The 21,348-nt window shown below is 66.4% G+C and carries 18 protein-coding genes; 11 read left to right on the top strand and 7 right to left on the bottom strand.

Features of this window, described 5'->3' with window-relative positions:
- Positions 1-898 (bottom strand): DUF4331 domain-containing protein (locus CR105_RS11755; RefSeq protein WP_229413896.1); only part of this gene is annotated, 898 nt, incomplete at its 3' end.
- 219 nt (positions 899-1,117) lie between these two features.
- On the opposite strand from CR105_RS11755, the gene CR105_RS11750 reads away from it, so the two are divergent.
- Entirely contained in the window at positions 1,118-2,320 is a 1,203-nt protein-coding gene (locus CR105_RS11750; protein ID WP_099788653.1) for a DUF2863 family protein, read from the top strand.
- Between the two features lie 41 nt (positions 2,321-2,361).
- Here CR105_RS11750 and CR105_RS11745 read toward each other — a convergent pair whose 3' ends face one another.
- Entirely contained in the window at positions 2,362-2,703 is a 342-nt protein-coding gene (locus CR105_RS11745; RefSeq protein WP_099788630.1) for a hypothetical protein, read from the bottom strand.
- A 128-nt stretch (positions 2,704-2,831) separates the two neighbouring features.
- The gene (locus tag CR105_RS11740) at positions 2,832-4,283 is read right to left on the bottom strand and encodes an iron-containing redox enzyme family protein (protein WP_099788629.1); all 1,452 of its coding nucleotides are present in this window, start codon (positions 4,281-4,283) and stop codon (positions 2,832-2,834) included.
- A gap of 209 nt (positions 4,284-4,492) precedes the next feature.
- Here CR105_RS11740 and CR105_RS11735 point away from each other — a divergent pair, with 209 nt between their 5' ends.
- A complete protein-coding gene (locus tag CR105_RS11735) occupies positions 4,493-7,732 on the top strand; it encodes a response regulator (RefSeq protein ID WP_180288166.1) in 3,240 nt (1,079 codons plus the stop codon).
- Entirely contained in the window at positions 7,729-8,157 is a 429-nt protein-coding gene (locus CR105_RS11730; protein WP_099788627.1) for an NUDIX hydrolase, read from the top strand. The genes CR105_RS11735 and CR105_RS11730 overlap by 4 nt, the downstream gene beginning before the upstream one ends.
- Positions 8,158-8,211: 54 nt before the next feature.
- On the opposite strand, the gene CR105_RS11725 is transcribed toward CR105_RS11730, so the two are convergent.
- The 3 genes from CR105_RS11725 to CR105_RS11715 all read right to left on the bottom strand — a co-directional run bounded on the left by CR105_RS11725 (position 8,212) and on the right by CR105_RS11715 (position 12,676).
- Positions 8,212-10,122: a hybrid sensor histidine kinase/response regulator gene (locus CR105_RS11725; protein ID WP_099788626.1), complete on the bottom strand. Its 1,911-nt coding sequence runs from the start codon at positions 10,120-10,122 to the stop codon at positions 8,212-8,214.
- Positions 10,123-10,217: 95 nt separating this feature from the next.
- The gene (locus CR105_RS29360) at positions 10,218-11,861 is read right to left on the bottom strand and encodes a methyl-accepting chemotaxis protein (RefSeq protein ID WP_180288165.1); all 1,644 of its coding nucleotides are present in this window, start codon (positions 11,859-11,861) and stop codon (positions 10,218-10,220) included.
- Positions 11,862-12,034: 173 nt separating this feature from the next.
- Positions 12,035-12,676: a LysE family translocator gene (locus CR105_RS11715; protein WP_099788624.1), complete on the bottom strand. Its 642-nt coding sequence runs from the start codon at positions 12,674-12,676 to the stop codon at positions 12,035-12,037.
- A gap of 59 nt (positions 12,677-12,735) precedes the next feature.
- Here CR105_RS11715 and CR105_RS11710 point away from each other — a divergent pair, with 59 nt between their 5' ends.
- The 8 genes from CR105_RS11710 to CR105_RS11680 all read left to right on the top strand — a co-directional run bounded on the left by CR105_RS11710 (position 12,736) and on the right by CR105_RS11680 (position 19,391).
- Complete coding sequence (locus CR105_RS11710; RefSeq protein ID WP_229413895.1) at positions 12,736-13,722, top strand: helix-turn-helix transcriptional regulator; 987 nt, start codon at positions 12,736-12,738, stop codon at positions 13,720-13,722.
- Between the two features lie 18 nt (positions 13,723-13,740).
- Positions 13,741-14,424, top strand: a complete 684-nt coding sequence (locus tag CR105_RS11705) for a response regulator transcription factor (RefSeq protein WP_099788622.1) — start codon at positions 13,741-13,743, stop codon at positions 14,422-14,424.
- Positions 14,417-15,607, top strand: a complete 1,191-nt coding sequence (locus CR105_RS11700) for a sensor histidine kinase (RefSeq protein WP_099788621.1) — start codon at positions 14,417-14,419, stop codon at positions 15,605-15,607. The genes CR105_RS11705 and CR105_RS11700 overlap by 8 nt, the downstream gene beginning before the upstream one ends.
- A gap of 120 nt (positions 15,608-15,727) precedes the next feature.
- Complete coding sequence (locus tag CR105_RS11695) at positions 15,728-16,603, top strand: extracellular catalytic domain type 1 short-chain-length polyhydroxyalkanoate depolymerase (RefSeq protein ID WP_099788620.1); 876 nt, start codon at positions 15,728-15,730, stop codon at positions 16,601-16,603.
- Positions 16,604-16,626: 23 nt separating this feature from the next.
- Positions 16,627-17,724 carry an acyl-CoA dehydrogenase family protein gene (locus tag CR105_RS11690; protein ID WP_099788619.1) on the top strand — a complete coding sequence of 366 codons (1,098 nt, stop codon included), beginning with the start codon at positions 16,627-16,629 and terminating at the stop codon, positions 17,722-17,724.
- Positions 17,725-18,127: 403 nt separating this feature from the next.
- The gene (locus CR105_RS28305) at positions 18,128-18,292 is read left to right on the top strand and encodes a hypothetical protein (RefSeq protein WP_180288164.1); all 165 of its coding nucleotides are present in this window, start codon (positions 18,128-18,130) and stop codon (positions 18,290-18,292) included.
- A gap of 33 nt (positions 18,293-18,325) precedes the next feature.
- The gene (locus tag CR105_RS11685) at positions 18,326-19,114 is read left to right on the top strand and encodes a DNA/RNA non-specific endonuclease (protein ID WP_099788618.1); all 789 of its coding nucleotides are present in this window, start codon (positions 18,326-18,328) and stop codon (positions 19,112-19,114) included.
- Between the two features lie 16 nt (positions 19,115-19,130).
- Positions 19,131-19,391, top strand: coding sequence for a hypothetical protein (locus CR105_RS11680; protein ID WP_099788617.1), 261 nt, complete (start codon positions 19,131-19,133; stop codon positions 19,389-19,391).
- Here CR105_RS11680 and CR105_RS11675 read toward each other — a convergent pair.
- On the bottom strand, positions 19,388-21,172 hold the full coding sequence (locus CR105_RS11675; protein WP_099788616.1) for a PHA/PHB synthase family protein: 1,785 nt from the start codon (positions 21,170-21,172) through the stop codon (positions 19,388-19,390). The two genes, CR105_RS11680 and CR105_RS11675, sit on opposite strands and share 4 nt — an antisense overlap.
- Positions 21,173-21,348 lie beyond the last annotated feature (176 nt).

The raw sequence follows: 21,348 nt of genomic DNA, 5'->3' as shown, positions 1-21,348 counted from the left end.
TGATGCCGGTTTTTGGTGCTGGATTGAGCAGGCGGCCCTGGCGCAGGCTGGCGGTGGCGTAGGCGCCAATGACCGGCTCGGTGCCGTTGGTCAGGCAGGCGATCGGCACTTCGATGGCGATCGAGCTGACGTTCTTGCCTTCGAGGTCGTTCTTGTTGCCACCCACTTCAGGTCCGAGCGGGTTCAGGTTGAACAGGTCGAAGATCTTGCCGACGGCGATGTAGAACGGCTCCTTGCGCTGGCCGACGAATACGCGGCCGTTGCCGCAGGTGCCCATGTTCAGGTCGTACATGTGCAGGTTGGCGTAGGTTTCGTACGCGGTGGCGCTGCCGAAGGTCTTGTCGCCGATGTTGTCGACCGGCTTGTCAAATTCGGTGGCGCCGCCGGTCACAGCGGCCAGACGGGTGCGGGTGCCGGAGCGGCGGTCGCCCTTGACCATGTCGATGGTGTAGGTTTCACGCACGTTCAGCGACGCCGGATTGACGCCGGAGATGGTGCTTGAGTTGATCAGGGGAATACGGATCGACTTGCCTCCGATCGGCAGCGCGATGCCTTTCGAGGTGTTCTTGAAGCGCATCTGGAACGTGATGTCTTCCTTGGCGTCGCCGTTGTTGTCGACGTGGATTTCGTACAGCGCGTTTTCGTCAAACTGGTAGAAGTTCGGGCCGCCTTGCGGATCCTGGAACGGCTGGAAGTTGGCGATCATCGTCACGAAGCCTTCCCGTCCGGCGGCGTAGCTGCGGAACATGTAGAAGTCGGTGCCGTCGACTTTTGGCGCCTTGGTCAGGAACGGCGCTTCGCGGTGGCTCGACGCCTGCGCCGGCGCGAATGCGCCTGCCAGGACCAATCCGGAGATGGTGGCCGATAGCCACAGGTTGTTACGCTTCATTATTTTCATGATTCTGGTTTCCTCTATTTATCGGTTTTTGTAAGGACTCCAGTAAAGCAAGCGTGGAAGCATTTCAATGTTAAGTAACTAACGCAATGACGAAAATGTTAGCAAATGTGACCAGACAAAGAGGACGCTGATTGCCTGTCAGCTACTTTCGCAGTGATTTACGATTGTTCGCGGCAAATTTGATACCATGCGTTCATCGAATTGTTGACCGAAAATCCAATGCCCAAGAATAAACTTCCTGTTCCCCGCAAATCTGCTGCCGCCGAGGACGATGAAGACGTCATGGCGCAGGCGCTGGCCGAGCTGGCCCTCGAGATCGTCGAGCCGGAGGAGGGCGATGCGGCCGACCTGCGCCAGAAGGAAACGCAGCTCGCGCACCTGGTGCGCAATGCCCTGCGCAAGAGGAAGGACGACGTGCTGTACGGCGCCATCGAGCGCGCCAAATATGAAGACCTGGCCGCCTTCCAGCATCTGCGCGCGCACATCGAGGAAGCCAGCGCGACGATGGTGATCCGGCGCGACGGCAAGCCGGCCGAGGAAATCAACGCTTTCCTGGTGCCGATGTTCATCAACAGCCGCGGCGGCCTGAAGCTCGAGCAGACGTTCCAGGACGTGCCGGCCTTCGAAATGCTGCGCGCCAGTTTCCAGCAAGCCGGCCTGGAAAGCCCCGATGCGACCGTGGTGCTGATCAGCCACGCGTATGACCTGGGCGAAATCGACGCCATCAGTTTCAGCCAGCTTGGCGACATGCTGCGCGAAGTGGCCGCGACGATGAGCGAGAAGAAAATGGTCGACACGCCGGCGCTGGCTGCGAGCACGCGCGGCTGGAGCGGCGCCAGCTTTGCGCCGGAAGACGACGCGATGGAGCTGCGTTTCCTGCTCGGCTTTGCGCGCACCCGCGAGGACGATCCGTTCTACCAGGCGCCGGCCGACGAGGACGGCGCCGATGCCTATTACGCCGCGCGCCTTGAGCGCTACCGTCAGTGGACGCTGGAGGCGGCGCCGCTGCTGCAAAGTTGCCTCGCGGCCGATCCCTCCTTGGTGAAGATCAATTTCCTGTACCAGGACTTGTTCTACGGCGCCAAGGAAGACGCAATGGCGGAGCTGGCGATGCTGGGCATGATGTCCGACATCACCCAGGCACTCGACGAGAACAAGCTCGACGCTGCCGAGGTCAGCGCGGTGGTGGCGCCGGCCGACGTCGACGATCAGATGGTGCTGCGCGTCAACCTGTACCGCGACGGGGTCAGCGCGCCGCTGGCGTCGCCCGAGATGCCGTTCGACATGGCAGCCGATTTGCAGACCGAGGTGGACGACATCTGCGACGCGCTGGGGACGATCGGCATCCATGCGGTGTCGGTGGCCTTGCGTTTCGCCCAGGACGGCCAGCCGATCGAAGTGCGCCCGTACAGCCCAATTTAGGTGCGGCAACTGTTATCCTGACTGCTCGCGCACAGTCCTGTTCAGGACATGCGCGAGTTGGCCAGGAATATCCATGCCACGGAAATCACCACCATGCCGGTCAAGGTCACGCACGACGACGTGAACAACCACGCCGACACCACGCTGGCCTGGCTGGCCCGTTCGCACAGCAATCCGAGGCCGAAGGCGCCAGCCGTCAGCACCGACCAGCGCCGCAGATAGACCGGCAAGTATCTGCACATGCGGCGGTTGTGCTGCCAAGCGGCATGGCGTTCGAACAGATTGCGCGCCGCGCTGATGTCGGCGAATAGCCAGTCGAAAAACATGAAGCGGTACAGCAGCGTGCGGAATGGAATCTCGGCGGGCAATTGGCTGTCTGGCATGGTCGCACCTTCGCGTTGCAGGGGGACGATTCCAGCAACAAGCACCGCGCGGGAACCTGCATCCAATATACCTCAAGCAGCCGCCAGCCCCTTGCCAGAGCACCGTTGAATCGGTCTGGGGTCAGATCCTAAGCGAACAGCTTGGAGAATATCCGCGTCGCCATCAGGCCGGCCGAGGTGTGGTGGCTGGCCGGCGACATCAGCGCGATCAGCATCGATATCGCTTCTTCCTTGCTGTCGGCGGCGGCCAGCTTCGCTTCGAGCAGGCGCAGGTCGCATGCGATTGCCTCCCATCCATGTTCGTCGTCCGGGAAGCGGTGGCGGATCAGTCCGCGCTCCGCACTTTCGCGGATGCGCCGCGGCGGAGCGTCGAGAAGGGCGCCAGCGGCGCGTTGCAGCGCCCGGTGAGTGGCCACGCGCGCGACCGGCGCCGTGGCCAGCGGCTGCGCCGGCGTCGCCATCCAGTCGTGCAGCACCTGCTCCTCATAGGCGCTGAACACGCCGAACATCTGCGCATGGTCGCCATGCAGCAGGCCCCAGAAGCGGCTCTCTTGCGGCGCTGCGCCGCGCGTGAACCAGCCCTGTTTTTCCAGCGCGACCAGCAGCGCCGGCACTTGGTCGGGATCGGACAGCCAGTCGTTGATCATGCGCCCGCCAACCTTGCAGTAGTCCGAATGCATGTTCTTGCCGGCCGCGCTCTTGCTGCGCAGGATACCCACCAGCTCGGCGTGCAGGTCGAACGAGTGGATCACCGTCTGCGTGCTGGCGCCGAGGTCGTTGAGAAGGTAGCCGGCCTCGACGCGGCGCATGAAGGCATCGGCGTCGCCCACTTGCGGCGTCAGCTTGGTCAGCGCTTCCCACGCCTTGCGGGCGTGGCCGCTGTCGGCATTGTCGACCGTGACGTGCAAGGTGAAATAGTACGGATCGATGCCCAGTTCGTTCAGTTCGTAGCTGGTAATCAACAGGTGCAGCGGCAGCTGCTCGTAGCCGAGGTTGTAGCCGATCAGCTCGGGCAGGAACTGCTCCGGGTTGTAGGCCAGGGCAAGCTGGATCAGCCCCTGCAGGAAGTGTTCTTCCGGCAGTCCTTGCCACTGGGCGCAGCCATGCGCGTCGATCAGCTGCTGAAAAATGACGACGTGATTTTTTTCCGGCACGCCATTGCCGAGTTCCTCGAGGTAAGTGGTGATCAGCGGGCGCATCGCGCCTTGTTCCCAGTATTGGAGCAGGCCGAACAGCCAGGCGCCGTCGACCAGCTTGGTCGGCGCGACACCCTTCAGGAAATACAGCGCGTGCGCCTTGTTGGTAAAGTAGCGACGCGGGGCGCCGCCCTTGCGCTCGGCCAGGTATTGCTTGTATTGCTCGCCGACCGCTTCGGTATGCGCGGCCGACCAGGCGGTGAACTGCTCGGCGCCCTGCGGCAACTGCGGCATCGCGTGCGGCGCTGCATCGAGCGTGGCGCGCAGCCAGTTGGCGGCCTGCTGGGCGGCGGCCTGCCCGACGTCGCGCTCGCTCAGCGACAGGTACATCTGGCGCACGCTGGCGGTGGGTGCGGAAAACGGTGTGGCTACTTGTTCGAACATGTCATTGTCTTTGCAGATAATAGGAAAACTTGCTCAGTATGCAAAAAAAGCTGCGTTGCCGACAGAGGTTCAAATGCCGTGTCTGTGTAAGATGGGTACTACAAGAACCCGGTGTACGGTTGCCGATGACGCACAATTGACTTCCGACAGTGCGCGTCTTACATTGTCGAGGTCATATGAAACGATCAGTTGAGGCGTACCGACCGCAAATGCACAAGAACAAAGTCAAGATACTGCTGGTCGACGACCAGCCGGCCAACTTGCTGGTGCTCGAAGCGGTGCTGGCCGAACTCGACGAGGAGCTCGTCAGCGTCGGCTCCGGCGAAGCGGCGCTGCGCGCGGTGTTCGACCATTCTTTCGCCGTGGTGCTGCTCGACGTGCTTATGCCGACCATGAACGGCTTCGAGACGGCGTCGCTGATGCGCCGTCATCCGCGCTCGCAGGCGCTGCCGATCATCTTCCTCACTGCCGCCGCCACTGACGACTTCCCGATCGAACAGGCGTACGCGCTCGGCGCCGTCGACTACCTGACCAAGCCGTTCAACCCGGTCGTGTTGCGCGCCAAGGTGTCGGTGTTCATTGACCTGTACCGCAAGACCGCGGCGATCGGCCTGCACCACGAGGAGCGCCACCAGGCGGCGCTGCGCGCGCGCGACGAACGCATACGCCTCATTCTCGACAGCACCCGCTACTACGCTTTCATCGGCACCGACGTCGAGCGCAATATCACGGAATGGGAAGGCGGCGCCGCCGACATCCTCGGCTGGAGTGCCGACCAGGCGCTGGGACGTTCGGCCGACATGATCTTCGCGCCCGAAGACCGGGCCGCCGGCGTGCCGCAAGCGGAAGCGGCGCGCGCGCGCGACAGAGGCCGCGCGCTCGATCGCCGCTGGCACCTGCGCCGCGACGGCTCGCGCTTGTATGCCGACGGCGTGATGGTGCCGCTGCGCGACGACGCCGCCAAGCTGCGCGGCTACGCCAAGATATTTCGCGACGCCACCGCCGAAAAGCTGGCGGCCGAGCAGCTGGCCACGATCGAAGCGGAGCGCGAGCGCCTGTTCGGCCGGCTCGAGGCGGCCAGCCTGCTGACGGTAGGCCAGCGCAGCGCGCTCGAACTGGCCGTCTCCGACGCGCCGCTTGGCGACGTGCTCGACGTGCTGGCCAACACGGCCGAAGAATACGCCGGCGGCGCCGGCCTTGCGGCGATCCTGCTGGCCGACGGCGAGCGCGCGCGCTTGCGCCACGCCGCCGGACCGTCGCTGCCGCGCGAATTCATGGACGCGGTCGACGCGCTGCCGCCCGGCGCGCAAGAAGGACCGGCCGCGCTGGCGGCGGCAAGCGGCGACGTCGTCACCGCCGCCGACATCGCCGACGGCGACAGCTGGCCGCTGTTTCGCGACTTGGCGCTGGCGCACGGCCTGCACGCCTGCCGCGCGATGCCGATCGTGGCGCCGTCCGGCGCGGTGCTGGGGGTATTTTGCTGGTACCGGCGCCAGGCGTGCGAGGTCCCCGATGACGAGGACGCAGCCCTGGCGCTGCTGGCCAACACCGCCTCGCTGGTGATCGGCCAGCGCCACGAGGAACAGGAACGGCTGGCGGCGGAAGACCGCGCCCGCGATATCCTCGAGAGCATCAGCGAAGGCTTCCTGGCGATTGATGCCGACTGGCGTATCAGCTACGCCAACCACGCCGCCGAACGCCAGACCGGCATCGCCCGCGAGGAGCTGGCCGGAGCGCTGTTCTGGGAGGTGTTCGCGCAGATGCACGGCAGCGCCATCGAACAGGGCCTGCGCCTCAGCGCCGCCGAGCGCTCGCACGTCAAGTTCGATTCGTATTACGATCCGGACGGACGCTGGCTCGAGATCAACAGCTGCCCGACGCCGGACGGCGGCATCGCGCTGTACTTCCGCGACGACACCGACCGCCGGCTGGCCGAGCAGGGCATCCGGCGCCTGGCCGCGGTGGCCGAACAGTCGCCCGACTTCATCGGCATCACCACGCCCGACGCCATCGGCATGTTCCTCAATCCGGCCGGGCGGCGCCTGTCCGGCATCCCGGCCGAGGCGCTGATCTCCGACTATTCGCTGGTCGACTTCTTCGCGCCGGAATGCCGCCCGTTCGTGCGGGACGTGGTGCTGCCGGCGCTGACGGGCGAGCCGGCGCGCTGGGAGGGCGAGCTGCGCTTTGCCGACCTGTCGTCGGGGAAGGTGGTGCCGGTCTACTTCAAGGGCTTCGCGGTGCGCGACGACCGCGGCGACATCATTGGCCTGGCCACCGTGACGCGCGACATCACGGAGCAAAAGAGCGCCGAAGACGCGTTGCGCCGCGTGGCCGCCGACCTGTCGGAAGCCGACCACCGCAAGTCCGAGTTCCTCGCCACCCTGGCGCACGAGCTGCGCAATCCGCTGGCGCCGATCCGCACCGGCCTTGACCTGTTGCGCATGGCGCCGGCCGACGCCGGCGCCACCGAGCGCGTGGTCGGCATGATGGACCGCCAGCTCAGCCACCTGATTCACCTGGTGAACGACCTGCTCGACGTTGCCCGCATCACGCGCGGCAAGATCGAACTGAAAAAGCGGCCGGTGGCGCTAGAGACGCTGGTGTCGATGGCGCTCGAGACGAGCGTGGCGCTGATCGAATCGAGCGGCCACAAGCTCGAAGTGCACCTGCCGCCGGAGCCGGTAGTGCTCGACGCCGACACCACGCGCATCGTCCAGGTGCTGAGCAACCTGCTCAATAACGCGGCCAAGTACACGCCGGCGGGCGGACGCATCGTGTTGTCGGCGTGGACCGAGCAGGGGCAGGCACTGGTAACGGTGAGCGACAGCGGCATCGGCATTCCGGCTGAATCGCTCGGCGCCGTGTTCGAGATGTTCACCCAGGTGCGTGGCCATATGGACCGCGCCCAGGGCGGCCTGGGCATCGGGCTGTCGCTGGTGCGCCGGCTGGCCGAACTGCACGGCGGCAGCGTGGCGGCCGCCAGCGCCGGCCGCGGTCAGGGCAGCACGTTCACATTACGCCTGCCGCTGGGCGGCAGCGAGGGCAGCCGCGACGGCGGCCGCGGCGCGGTGGCGCCGGCGCCCGGTCCTGCGCTGCGGGTGCTGGTAGTCGACGACAATGCCGACGCCGCCGAGAGCCTGGCTGCGCTGTTGACGATACTCGGCCACCAGCCGCGCGTGGCGCGCGACGGCCACGAAGGCCTGGCGATGGCCAGGGAGTTCGGGCCGGACCTGGTGTTCCTCGACATCGGGTTGCCCGGCATGAGTGGTCACCAGGTGGCGCGCGAAATCCGCGCGACGCCGGCGCTGGCGCAAGTGGCGCTGGTGGCGCTGACCGGCTGGGGCGCCAGCGCCGACCTGCTGCAGGCCGAAGACGCCGGCTTCGACCAGCACCTGACCAAGCCGGTCACCCTCGAGGTGCTGCGCGGCGCAGCAGGAGCGCGGGCGTGAAGGGCCCGTTGCCGGTGTCGTGCGGCACGCTGATCGTCGATCCCGCGGGCCGGCTGCTGCTGTGCCACGTCACCCACACCGCCAAGTGGGACATCCCGAAAGGCATGCAGGACCCGGGCGAGAACACGCTGGAGGCGGCGATGCGCGAACTGCGCGAGGAAGCCGGCATCGCATTTGCGCCCGAGCGCTTCGAAGACCTGGGCGTGTTCGACTACCGGCCGGACAAGCGGCTGCACCTGTACCTGGTGCGCAGCGGCGACGAGCTGGCCAGCCTCGACCACCTGGCCTGCACCAGCTTTTTCGCGCACCACGCCACCGGCGCGTCGACGCCGGAGGTCGATGGCTTTCGCTGGGCCGATCGCGCGCAGCTGGCCAAGCTGTGCTGGCCGCGCATGGCGCAGCGCTTGACGGCGCTCGAGTGGTAGTGCGTTCAGGTCCTGTGCCGCAGCTTCAGCAGCCATGCTGCGGCGTGAACGGCGTCAAACGCTGCTGAGCATTTTCTCGATGGCGTCGAGATCGACCGGCTTGGTCAGGTGCAGGTCGAAGCCGGCGTCGCGCGTGCGCTGGCGGTCGGACTCGCCGCCCCAGCCGGTCAACGCCACCAGCAAGGGCTGGTCGAGGCGGCGGTCGTTGCGGATCACCTGCGCGACGTCGTAGCCGTTCATGCCGGGCATGCCGATGTCGAGGAAGACCACCTGCGGCCGGAAGTCGAGCACCGCGTCGAGCGCGGCGCGGCCGTCATTGGCCACCTGCGCCGAGTGCCCAAGCAGTTCGAGCAGCGCCGCCAAGGTGTCGGCCGCATCGCGGTTGTCGTCGACCACCAGCACCCGCACGGCGTGCATCGGCGCGGCCGGCGCGGCGGCCGCCAGCACCGTTTGCGCGGCGGCGGCCGCATCGAGCGGCAGGCGCACGGTAAAGACGCTGCCCTCGCCGACGCCGGCGCTGTCGGCGACGACGCTGCCGCCATGCAGTTCGACCAGGCTGCGCACCAGCGACAGGCCAATCCCCAGGCCGCCCTGGGCGCGGTTGCGGTCGGTGCCGACCTGGTTGAACAGGCCGAACACTTCCTGCAGCGAGTCGGCGGCGATGCCGATGCCGGTGTCGGCAACGCTGACGACGGCGTCGGCGCCATCGCGGCGCGCCGCCAGCGTGATGGTGCCGCCGCGCGGGGTGTACTTGGCGGCGTTGTTCAGCAGGTTGCTGACCACCTGCGTCACGCGGGTGGCGTCGGCGAACAGCGGCAGCGCTTCGCCGGCCACTTGCACCACCAGGCGGTGATGGTGCTCTTCGATCATCGGCAGCGAAGTGTCGATGGCGGCGTCGAGCACCGTCTTGAGGTCGACCTGCGCCTGTTTGATCGCCACCTGGCCGCGCGTGATGCGGGCGATGTCGAGCAGGTCGTCGACCAGTTCGACCATGTGCCCGAGCTGGCGCTCCATCACGTCGAGCACGCGCGCGGTGGCGTCCGGATCGCCGCTCGATAGGCGCAGCACCTGCAACCCGCTGCGCAGGGGCGCCAGCGGATTGCGCAATTCGTGCGCCAGGGTGGCGAGGAACTCGGTCTTGCGGCGGTCGGCCGCGGTCAGGTCGGCGGCCAGGCGCTGCGCTTGCGTTTCGGCGCGTTTGCGTTCGGTGACGTCGGTAAACAGCAGTGCCACCTTGTGGCTGCCGGCGGCGCCGACCCGGGTGGCGTAGACGTCGAACCAGCGGTTCATGGCGGCGTCGCCATTGACGAAGCGGATCGATTCGCCGGTGGCGGCGACGCGGCCATAAATATCGAGCCAGTGACGCTCGAAGTCCGGCACCAGTTCGCGCGCGGTCTTGCCGATGGCGCCGACCAGGCCGGTGTGCTTGGCAAAGGCGCTGTTCATTTCGAGGAAGCGGTAATCGTACGGCTGGCCATCGTCGTCGTACAGCATCTCGATGATGCAGACGCCTTCGTCGATCGCCTCGAACAGCGTGCGGTAACGCTCCTCGCTGTCGCGCAGTTCGGCCCTGGCGGCCAGCCCGCCGGTGACGTCAAGCATCACGCCGCGCAGGCGTTCGGGCTCGCCGAAACTGTCGTACAGCACTTCGCCGCGCGCCAGCACCTGCTGGTATTGCCCGTCGGCGCCGCGCACCCGCAAGGTCGACGCATATGGCTCGCCGCTGTCGATGGCGCGGCGGATGTCGGCGGCGTGGCCGATGGCGTCATCCGGGTGCAGCCTGGCGTAGTAGGCGCTGACCGGGCTTTGCCCGCCCAGCTCCGGCGACAGGTCGAACAGCCGCGCCATGGCGGCGTCGGCGGTCACGCAATCGTGCTTCAGATCCCAGCTCCAGCTGGCCAGTTCGGCGCCGCCGCCGGCGTCGCCGGCCAGCGCGCCAGAAACGGTCTGGTCGGGAGTTTTCATCGTGTCAACACAGCATGGCGCGTGGGTGAAAAGGGTTGCCCATTATACAGAGCAGGGGCCGAAAACCGGCGACTGTATCGCGCTGACAACAATGCTCAGGCGCGCCGTTCAAGCCGCTGCGGGCGCTGCGCCAGCACGCTCGCTGGTGCCGCGGCGACGGCCAGCGCCACCACGGCGGCGCTCTTGCGCGGCGCCGCCGTCAGCGTGAAAATGCCGACCGCGCGCGACAGCTCGCCGGCCTGCTGGCGCATCGACCCGGCGGCGGCGGCCGCTTCCTCGACCAGCGCGGCGTTCTGCTGGGTGACCTGGTCGATTTGCGCCAGCGCGGCGTTGACGTCGACGATGCCGTCGAGCTGTTCGCCGCTGGCGGCGGCGATGTCGCTGACGATGCTGCTGACGCGTCCGATGCTGGCGACGATGGCGGCCATGGTGCGGCCCGCTTCGCCGACCAGCCGGGCGCCGGCGTCGACCTCGCTGGCCGAGTCGGCGATCAGGCGCTTGATGTCGTGCGCCGCCGCCGCCGAGCGTTGCGCCAGCGTGCGCACTTCGCCGGCCACGACGGCGAAGCCGCGGCCCTGCTCGCCGGCGCGCGCCGCTTCCACGGCCGCGTTCAGCGCCAGGATGTTGGTCTGGAACGCGATCGAATCGATGACGCCGATGATGTCGGCAATCTTGCGCGAGCCCGCATCGATCGACTCCATCGTCGTCACCACCTGCGCCACCACCGCGCCGCCCTGGCCGGCCAGGGTCGACGCCGACAGCGCCAGCGTCTCGGCCAGCCGCGCGCTTTCGGCGTTCTGGCGCACCGCGCCGGTGATCTGCTCCATCGATGCGGCGGTTTCTTCCAGCGTGCCGGCCTGCTGTTCGGTACGGTTCGACAGGTCTTCGTTGCCGGCGGCGATCTCGCTGGCGGCCTGGCCGATGGTGTCGGTGCCGCCGCGTACCTGGCCGACGATGCGCGCGAGACTGTCGTTCATTTCCTTGAGCGCCGCCGACAGCTGGCCGACTTCATCCTTGCTGCGCACCTCGATCCTGCTGCTGAGGTCGCCCGAGGCGACCGTGCGCGCCACTTTGACCGCGTGGCGGATCGGCGCGACGATGCCGCGCGTGATGAACCAGGCCGTCAGCATCGACAGCGCGCCGCCGAGCACCCCGAGCACGATCATCGTCTTGCTCGCCAGGCTGGCGCTGTCGACGGCGTGCGCGCCGGCGGCGTGCATCAGGCCCGATTGGAGAGCGATAAGCGCGTCGATGGCATCAATGTGACCTTGTTGTTTGGCCGCCATGGCGGCCACCAGCAGCGCGCCGGCCTGGTCTTTCTGGCCGGCGCGCGCCAGGGTGACCACCTGGTCGCGTTCGGTGGCGAAGGCGGCGCCGGCGGCGCCGATGCGCGCATACAAGGCTTGTGCCTGCGGCAACGACAATCGGGCGCCGAGCTGATTGAGTTCGCGCGCCGCTTCGGTGCCGAGCTGGTCGACCGCGTCGAGCTCGGCGCGGGCGGGCACGCCGTCGCCCAGCAGCAAGGCATTGCGCAGGTGGCGCGACTGGCGCTCGAGCGTGCCCTTGATGCGATTGAGTTCGCTGACGCGCTGGTAATGCTGGTTGAGCGTGACGTCGATGTCGGCGCTGATCGTGGCCAGCCGCGACGCGCCGACCGCGACCACCACCGCCAGCAGCGCGATGGTGAGCGCGAAGCTCAGGTTGAGGCGTTGTCCGATTTTCAAGTCTGAAATGTTCATTGCGTGTCCCATTCACAATCATTTGCCGGATTTACGGTGCAAAGATTCTAACGTTAATAATTATGAACGGGAAAAATATTTATAGAATGTAACTTTCCTGCTACTTCGTCATTACGTTAGACCTCAGCGGCTCCGGGCAAGTTCAAAATTCCGGTGTGGCGCCGTCATGGCCGCTACAGCGGCACGTAGGAAAATGCCTGGCTGGCGGTCAGGCCGGCGACGCCGAGCAGCAGCACGCCGGTGGCGCGCGCCACCAACAGGCTGGCGCCGGGGTGGCCGGCAAACCAGCCGCTCGACGCCGCCGCGGCCAGCGCCAGGGCGCCATACACCCCGGCCTGGGTCAGCGAGGTGATCGCGCCGAGCATGCCGGCCTGGATCCACAGCGGGCCGAGCGATGGCTGCAAGAATTGCGGGAAGATGGCGAACATGAAGATGTAGGCTTTCGGGTTGAGCAGGCTGGTTACCATCGCGCGGCGAAACGCCTGGCGCGGCGACGACAGCGCGCCGGCGTGGCCGGGCAGGGCGATGCCGCTGCTGCGCAGGAACGCCACGCCCATCCATGCGATGTAGGCGGCGCCGCCGATCAGCATCAGCTGGAACAGCGCCGGCGACCAGCGCAGGATCGCGGCGACGCCGAGTCCGGCCATCGCAAGGTGGCACAGCCCGCCGGCGACGATGCCGGCGACCGCGGCCATGCCGGCGCGCCGCCCTCCCAGCAGCGAAGTGGCCATGACGAAGGCCATGTCCATGCCGGGCAGCGCGATGATGCCGAAGACGACGACGAAGTAGAGCGACAACTGTGCGGTGCTGAGCATGATTCGGTTCCTGGGTTGGTAAAGAGGCCAGCGCAGGATAAATTGCAATCAGGACAGAATTGGCCCTATTAATCTGTTATCTTTCGGCCATGTACCATCCGACCACCCGCGTGCTGGCAGTGCTCGAACTGCTGCAGACCCATGCCCAGCTGAGCGGCGCCGACATCGCGGCTCGGCTCGGCATCGACACGCGCACGGTGCGCCGCTACATCGTCACGTTGGAGGAGATCGGCATCCCGATCACCAGCCGGCGCGGGCGCGACGGCGGCTACGCGCTGATGGCCGGCTTCAAGCTGCCGCCGATGATGTTTACCGACGACGAGGCGCTGGCCCTGTCGGTCGGCCTGCTGGCCGCGCGCGGCCTGGCGCTGGCTGAAGCGGCGCCGGCGGCGGCAAGCGCGCAGGCCAAGCTGGAGCGGATCATGCCCGCCGAGCTCAAGCGCCGGGTGCGGGCGGTGAGCCAGACGGTGCGGCTCGACTTTGCCGCGCCGTCGAGGGCGCCGTCGGCCAACGAGACGCTCGTCGCGCTCAGTTCGGCGGCGCTGGCGCAGCAGCGGGTGTTGCTGCATTACCGGGGCCAGGACGGCGTTCGCAGCGAACGCGAAGTCGATCCGTACGGCCTGGCGTTGCGCGGCGGCTGCTGGTACCTGGTCGGCATGTGCCGGCTGCGTGGCGGCATGCGCTCGTTCCGGCTCGACCGCATCGCCGGCATCGCGCCGCGGCCGCTGACATTTGCCCGCCCGGACGGCTTCGATGCGCTGGCTTACCTGCGCGAATCGATCGCCGGCATCACGCGCGCGCATGCGATCGAGGTGATCCTGAAAACCGACCTGCAATCGGCCAGCGCGCACTTCTTCGATGAAATCGGCTTCTTCGAACCGACCGCCGATGGCGTGCGCCTGCGCGGCCAGGCAGACGACCTTGACTGGTTCGCACGCCAGCTGTGCGCGGCGCCGTTCGACGCCTGCATCGTCGCGCCCGAGGCGCTGCGCGCCAGTGTCGCCGCGCTGGCCGGCCGGCTGGCGGCGATGGCGCAGCTCGGCTGATGGGCTAGAATCGCGAACATGAACCGAACTGCGCTATGCATCTTGCTGGTCGAAGACCATCCGACCATCGCCCGCCAGGTGGCCGAGTTCCTGGACGGGCTGGGCTGGCAGACCGACCACGCCGGCAACGGCGCGCTGGCAATCGATCTGGCCACCCGCGAAGCGTACGACGTCGTGCTATTGGACTTGAATTTGCCCGACATCGACGGTTTGCAGGTGTGCCGCGACATCAAGGCGAAGGCGCCAAGCAACGTGCCGGTGCTGATGCTGACGGCGCGCGACGATTTCGAGGACAAGGCGCGCGGTTTCAGCGAAGGCGCCGACGACTACCTGACCAAGCCGTTCGACCTGCGCGAACTGGCCCTGCGCTGCGAAGCGCTGGCACGGCGCCGCCATCTGCATGTGCATCAACAAATGGTGCTCGGGCCGCTGACGCTGTTGCCGAAGGAAATGCGGGTGCTGTACCAGGACGCGCCGGTCGCGCTGACGCAGATCGGCTTCAAGATATTGTTGCTGCTGTGTCAGCAGCACCCGCAAGCGGTGTCGCGCACGCAGCTGGTCCAGCATGTGTGGGGCGCCAGTCCGCCAGACAGCGACGCGCTGAAATCGCACATCTATTCGCTGCGCCGGCAATTTGAACAGGCAAGCGGGCGCAACATGCTCACGACGATTCAACAACTGGGCTACCGGCTCGATGTTTAAGACGATCCGACAGGGCCTGTTCGCCGCGCTGGCCGGATTCACGGTGCTGATCTGCGTCTGCTACACCGCTCTTGCGGTCGTGATCGCCTATGTCACCGAAGACATGGTGCTCGACCGCCTGCTCGAGCGCGAGGCGGTTGCCGCCGCGACGTATTTCCGCCAGCACGGCAAGGTCGGGCCGGTGGCCAACGACCTGATCCGCGTTTACCGCAGCTTCGACGCGTTGCCGGATGCGGTGCGGCAGTCCGCCACGCCCACCGCCCGGCGCGCCGAAGTGTTTACGCGGACCGGGCAGCACTATCACCTGAGAGCGCTGGACGTTGCCGGCGGTGTGCGCTTGTACATGCTGGCCGATGCGGCGCCACTGCTGGTGGTGTCGCAACTGGTCGCCGACGTCGGCGGCGTGCTGATCGCGGTCGCGCTCGCGCTGCTCGGCCTGGCGTTGCTGCTGGCCTACCTGCTGGCGCGGCGCCTGGTGTTGCCGCTGCAAGTGCTGGCGCACGAAGCGCGCGGCGTGAAGCTCGACAGCGCGATCGATTTCAGCGCGCATGGGCGACCAGATGAGATCGGCTTTCTCGCGCAGCGGCTGGCCGGCAGCTTCGGGCAGCTGCAGGATGCGTTGCGGCGCGAACATGCGTTCACGCGCGACGTCAGCCATGAACTGCGCACGCCGCTGACGGTGATGAATAACACGCTCGCGCTGGCCGGCTCGCGTCCGCTCGACGTGGCGCAGTTGCAGGCCGGCCTCGATGAGGTGCGTGCCACCATCGAAGTGTTGTTCGCGCTGGCACGCGCCGAACACATTCCGGCGGAGGCGCTCGATTTGCGCATGTGCATCGAGCACAGCATGTTGAAGCTGTTGCAGGGCGGCCGGTGGGATGACCGGCAACTGGCGATCGAGTTGCCCGACCGATTGGCGGTGCAGGGCAATCCGCAACTGACTGCGCTGCTGATCAACAACTGCCTGAGCAACGCGCTGTTTCATGGCGGGGCCGGGTCGCAATTGCGGGTGGTGTTCGCCGATGGCTGTCTCAGCATTTTCAACACGGTAACGGAGGAGCTGCGCATCCAGGGCTTTGCGCACGGACAGAATCTGCTGGTTCGCGTTGCCGGCGCCATGGGATGGCAAGTGAGCTTTCATCCGGGCGATGCGGTTTATCGGGTAGATATTGTGCCGTGCTAGTGCATGCATGGTAGGGGGTGCCGTTGACAGTTTTCGAGCAAGAATCCCGACGCATTTCACCTCGATTTCACCGCCGCTTCACTAAGCTGCGTTCTCCATTACCTTCAACGAGAACGCACCATGAAATTCCTGATCCAGTTGCTGATCCTGCTGACAGTGTCCACTGCAGCCGTCGCCCAGGTGAAAACCCTGGTCCACAAAGAAGAGAAGCGTAAATACCTCGTCTACGCGCCAGCGTCGTATGCCGCCAATCCCGACCAGCGCTATCCCGTGGTGTTCAACTTTCACGGTGGCGGCATGACGATGGCCGAACAGATGTTGTACACGCAGATGAACAAGGCGGCCGAGCGCCACCAGTTTATCGTCGTCTACCCGTCGGGCATCAAACAGGACTGGAATGTCGGCTTCGGGCAGTCGTATCTCGATGGCACCGACGACATCGGATTTGCTGAAGCGTTGCTGGCCAAATTGACGCAAGAGTTTCGCATCGACAGCCAGCGGGTGTATGCGACGGGCCTGTCGCGCGGCGGCTTTTTCGCGTTGCGCGCCGCTGCCGAGTTGCCGCATCTGTTCGCGGCTGTCGCCGCGGTCGGCGCGCCGATGCCCGAACCCGTGGTGCAGCACCACACAAAACCAGGCAAGGTCGGCATGATGCTGATCCATGGAACGGCGGACAAGGTCGTCGCCTACGGTGGCAAGAGCACCGGCTACCTGTCGGCGGAAGCGACCTACAGTTACTGGCTCAAGCAAAACGGCATCGCGGCCACGGCGGTGGCGCCACGGCTGATCAACCCGGACACCGGCGACGGCACCGACGTGTCGTACCAAGAGCTAAGCAATGGCGCCCAGAGCGTTGCGTTGATAACGGTCCGGGAAGGCGGCCACACCTGGCCCGGCGCCGATCCGTTTAACGTTGGCCTGCCGATCGGCCTGACCAGCCGCGACATCGACGGCAACGAAGTGATCTGGCAATTTCTCGCCAAGCACCGCAAATAGCGATCCCGTGGGAAAATGCTTGAATGTCAAATATATTCAAGCACTCCCTCGTCGAACGCGATCTCGGCCGCATCCTTCGTTACGCGCCGGTCGCCGATGCCGCTCGCTTTTTGCATCCGGTGCAGCAGGCCCTGATTCACCGCCGCGGCTGGTTGCGCATGCTGGCGCCGAAGTCCGCCGGCGGGGCTGAGCTGCCGCTGCCGGCAGTCGTCAGGCTTGAGGAGGAAATCGCCGGCGTCGATGGCAGCATGGGCTGGGTCGTCACGCTGTGCGCCGGCGCCGGCTGGTTTGCCGGATTCCTGCCGCCGGCGCTGGCGCGCGACATTGTTGGCGGCAAGCGCGTGTGCGTGGCCGGCAGCGGCGCGCCGACCGGTTTCGCCGATGTCGATGGCGACGGCTTTCGCATCAGCGGCCGCTGGGACTTCGCCAGCGGGGCGCCGATGGCCACGCACTTCACGCTCAACGCGGTGCTGCGCGAGGATGGCGTGCCGTTGCTCGATGATGCCGGCGCCCAGCGCATCCGCGCCTTCCTGGTGCCGGCGCAGGATGTCGAGCTGTTGAGCACGTGGCGCAGCATCGGCATGCGCGCGACCGCATCGCACGCCTATCGCATCGACAACCGATGGGTCCATGCGGACCACGGCTTCGTCATCGATCCAGCCCATGCGACCGCGGCTGGCCCGCTTTACCGCTTTCCGTTTCTCAGCCTGGCATTCGTAACGCTGGCGGCCAACGTGGCCGGCATGGCGGCGCATTTCGTGCGCCTGGCAACCGAGGCGATCGCCGGACGACGGCATCCGCTGGCCGCGATGGCGCTGGCCGAGTCGCCCGAGGTGGCGCGCCGGCTGGCCGACGCGACCGAAAGCATGGCTGCCGCCCGCAGCCGCTTCTACCGGTTGCTCGACCGTGCCTGGCAGCAGGTTGTCGACGGCGTCACGCTGCCGGAGCAGGACTGCGCCGAATTACATGCCGCCTCCCTGTCGCTGGTCGAGGCGGGGCGCAGCGCGGTCGATGAGCTGTACCCGTGCTGCGGCCTGCGCGCTGCGCACGAAGATAGCGAGATCAATCGCGTCTGGCGTGACTTGCATACGGCAAGCCAGCACGCGCTGCTGTTGCCGTAGCGGCCCAAGGGGCAGCTGTCCAGGGGGGCAGTGCCGGCAAACGCACACGGGCTCATCCGCAACGACCGTCCATACCCCAGCGGGGTCAGTGCCGGCAAATGCACACGAGCCCATCCGCAACGAGCGTCCATATCCCCAGCGGGGTCAGTGCCGGCAAACGCACACGGGCTCATCCGCAGGATCGGTCAGTGACGAGTCCGTGCGCGGTTGCCGGCACGACCCCGCTTGGGGAAGCAGGCTCATCCGCAGGATCGGTCAGTGACGAGTCCGTGTGCGTTTGCCGGCACTGACCCCGCTTGGGGAAGCAGCCGGAACGGCGTATTTCCGATAGGGATAGACAGCTGGGCGGCCTGACGTTGGCCAGCGCCATGCTCGCGGCCGTCACCGCAATCTGCCACGGGCGATGCTGATCGGGCTGTCGGTGGCGCTGCGCAGAAAAACCATCAGGCGCGCCGAGTCGGCGGCCGTGTCGGCGGTCCTGCAGCTGGCGCCGGGGCTTGCAGCGTGGAGCCTGCCGCCGCTGCGCCTGGGCCTAGCTGCGCTGCCGTTGCCTTGGTTTCTCGGATAGAATGCGGCGTCGATTTGTTTCAGCTAGGAATTCATGCTGCAGAAAAGGTTTGGCGCGGCGGTGCTCGCGTGGCTGTTGCTGGCCGCCGCGCCGGCGTTCGCGGGCGATTGCCCGGCGCATTATGTCGACGGCCGCCTGCCGGAAATCCGCAACCCGAAACTGGTCAACGCGACGCGCGAGTTGTGTTTCGGCGTCTTCGGCGTGATGCATTCGGGGGTGACCCGTACGCCGCTGTGGTCGGCCGAATTCCTCCGGGCCGATAATCTGCACGCGGCAAAGGAGCTGTCGCGCGAGAATTCATTTCATGCCGAGCCGCGGCTGCCGCCATCGCAGCGCGCCGAACTGGCCGACTATGCCCGCAGCGGCTTCGACCGCGGCCACATGGCGCCCAACGGCAACATGCCGGACCGGCGCTCGCAGCATGAAAGTTTTACGCTCGCTAACATGGTGCCGCAGGACGCCGACATCAATCGCCATGTGTGGGCCAGCATCGAGGGCACGGTGCGCAAGATGGCGAAGAAGGAGGGCTCGCTGTATGTCATCACCGGCCCGGCATTCATCGGCGCACGCCTGCGCAAGGTCGGCAACGTGATGGTGCCGAGCCATGTGTATAAACTGGTGTACAGTCCGCGCCGCCGCGCCGGCGCAGCCTGGTTCATCGAAAATCGCGCCGACGCCGAGTACCAGGCGATGTCGGTAGCGCAACTGGAGGCGGTGGTCGGCATTGACCTGCTGCCGTCGTTGACGCCGCAGCAAAAGCACACCATGCTGCGGCTGCCGAACATCAAACGCAAGAAATCGGCGTACCTGCTGCGCTTGTAACCAAGGAAACCCGCCAATGAGCGAATCCCCATTGAATTTTACGCCCTTCGCCAACGAGGCCGACGTGCTGGAAGTCGGCGACCTCACGGTCGAGAACCGCCTCGACCGCATCACCATCGCCGGCGAGGTCGACCTCACGCTTGACAAGGCCGGCCTGGCGCGGGCGAAACTGTTGCTCCGGCTGCTGGCCGCCGCCGTGGCAAACATGGAAGCGTCGCCGCTGCCGGATGCGTTACCGCCGGCCGGCACGCAAACGGTGGACAACCCGTTCAACTAACGCTCCAGCACGTAGTTGCCGGGGGCCGCGCCCAGTCCTTCCTCGACCGCGCGCGCCGCCACCATGCCGCTCACCGACATCTGGTCGAGCCAGGTAAGCCAGGCGGGCCACCACGAGCCGACGCGCTGTTCGGCCGCGGCGACCCAGGTGTCCGGGTCGAGGTAGAGTTCGCCCTGGGGACGGTTGGCGATGTAAAAGCTGCGACCCGGGTGACCCGGTTCGCTGACGATGCCGGCATTGTGGCCACCGCTGGTGAGCACGAAGGTGATGTCGCAGTTCGGCACCAGGTGGATCTTGTGCACCGAGCGCCATGGCGAGACGTGGTCGCGCATCGTTGCCACCGCGAACAGCGGCTTGCCGATGTCCGACAGCGCGATCGGGTCGCCGTCGAACCGGTAGCGGCCGGAGAACAGGTCGTTGTTGAGGAACAGGTGGCGCAGGTAGTCGCTGTGCATGCGGCGCGGCATGCGGGTGGCGTCGGCGTTCCACGCCATCAGGTCGGTCATCGGCGCACGCCGACCGAGCAGGTACTGGTTGACCGCAACCGACCATACCAGGTCGTTCGAGCGCAGCAGCTTGAAGGCGCCGGCCATCTGCCGGTTGTCGAGGTAGCCCTGTTGCCACATCAGGTCTTCCAGCCAGTCGATCTGGCCCTCGTCGATGAACAGCATCAGTTCGCCCGCTTCGGAGAAGTCGGTCTGGGCCGCCAACAGGGTGAGCGAATTGAGCTGCTCGCGTCCGCTGTCGGCCAGCGCAGCTGCCGTGATCGCCAGCAAAGTGCCGCCGAGGCAATAGCCAACGGCGTTGATGCGCTGTCCCTGCACGCGCTCGGAGACGACGTCGATCGCGGCCATTACGCCGTCGCGCACGTAGTCGTCCATGCCAAGTTCGCTGTCGGCGGCAGTCGGGTTATGCCACGAAATCATGAACACCGTGTGCTCGCGCCCGACCAGGTGGCGCACCAGCGAATTATGCGGCGACAGGTCTAGAATGTAGTACTTCATGATCCAGGCCGGCACGATCAGGACCGGCTCGGCGTGCACGGTGGGAGTGGCAGGGTCGTACTGGATCACTTCGATGAGGTGATTGCGGAAGATCACCTTGCCTGGCGTGACGGCGACCTCGTGGCCGGGCCGGAACTGCTCGGTGCCGGCGGGCGGCTGGCCGGTGGCGGCACGCTGCAGGTCTTCGGCGAAGTTCAGGGCGCCGCGCAGGAAATTGGCGCCGCCTTCGCGCCATGCCGCGGCGCTGACGTCCGGATTGGTGGCGACGAAGTTCAGTGGCGACGCCATGTCGAGCAGCTGGCGCGCGGCGAACGAGACCACCTGTTCGTGGTGGCGGGTGACCCCGTCGATGCCGGTGGTAACGTTGTGCCACCATTGCTGGTTCAGCAGGAAGGCTTGCTGCATCAGGTTGTACGGCCAGATCTGCCACGCCGGGCTGCGGAACCGCTGGTCCTGCGCCAGCGGCTCGATGCAGGCCTCACAGGGTGCGCCGAAGCCGGCCTGGCTGGCATAGCTGAACCAGCGCATGTTCTTTCGATATGCCTTTTGCACCAGCTGCTGCCACTTGGCCGGCGACATCGCCAGGTGCATCAGCCAGTCGGTTGCCGCCAGCGCCAGGCTGGTTGGCGCCACGCCACCGGTGGCGCTCGCCATCATGGCGTGGAGCAGGCGGTCGGCCGCTTCCGGCGGCTCAGTCTCGTCGCCATGCGGCTCACGTGGATTTGCCCGCTGGTAGAGGAGCGGCGATATTGACTCCGGCGGGACTGAATAGGACATCGAATACGGTGATACAGACTGCTCTGGCATAACGTTCCTCGGCGCCCGGCGGCGCGTTTCTTTCAGCTTCTGCCTGGGGCGAAATACACGCTTGAGCGAGGTCAATGGTGCGCAGGTCGGCGGTGCTTTTGGAGTACTCTGAGTCGTCGGTGCGGCTGTGTTTTCGCAAGCACCGG

The sequence above is a fragment of the Massilia eurypsychrophila genome, from assembly GCF_002760655.1.
In the GTDB taxonomy this organism is placed as follows: domain Bacteria; phylum Pseudomonadota; class Gammaproteobacteria; order Burkholderiales; family Burkholderiaceae_D; genus JAFCUW01.
Note: the sequence above shows the minus strand (reverse complement) of the source record. Positions and strands in the feature narration are given on the sequence as shown.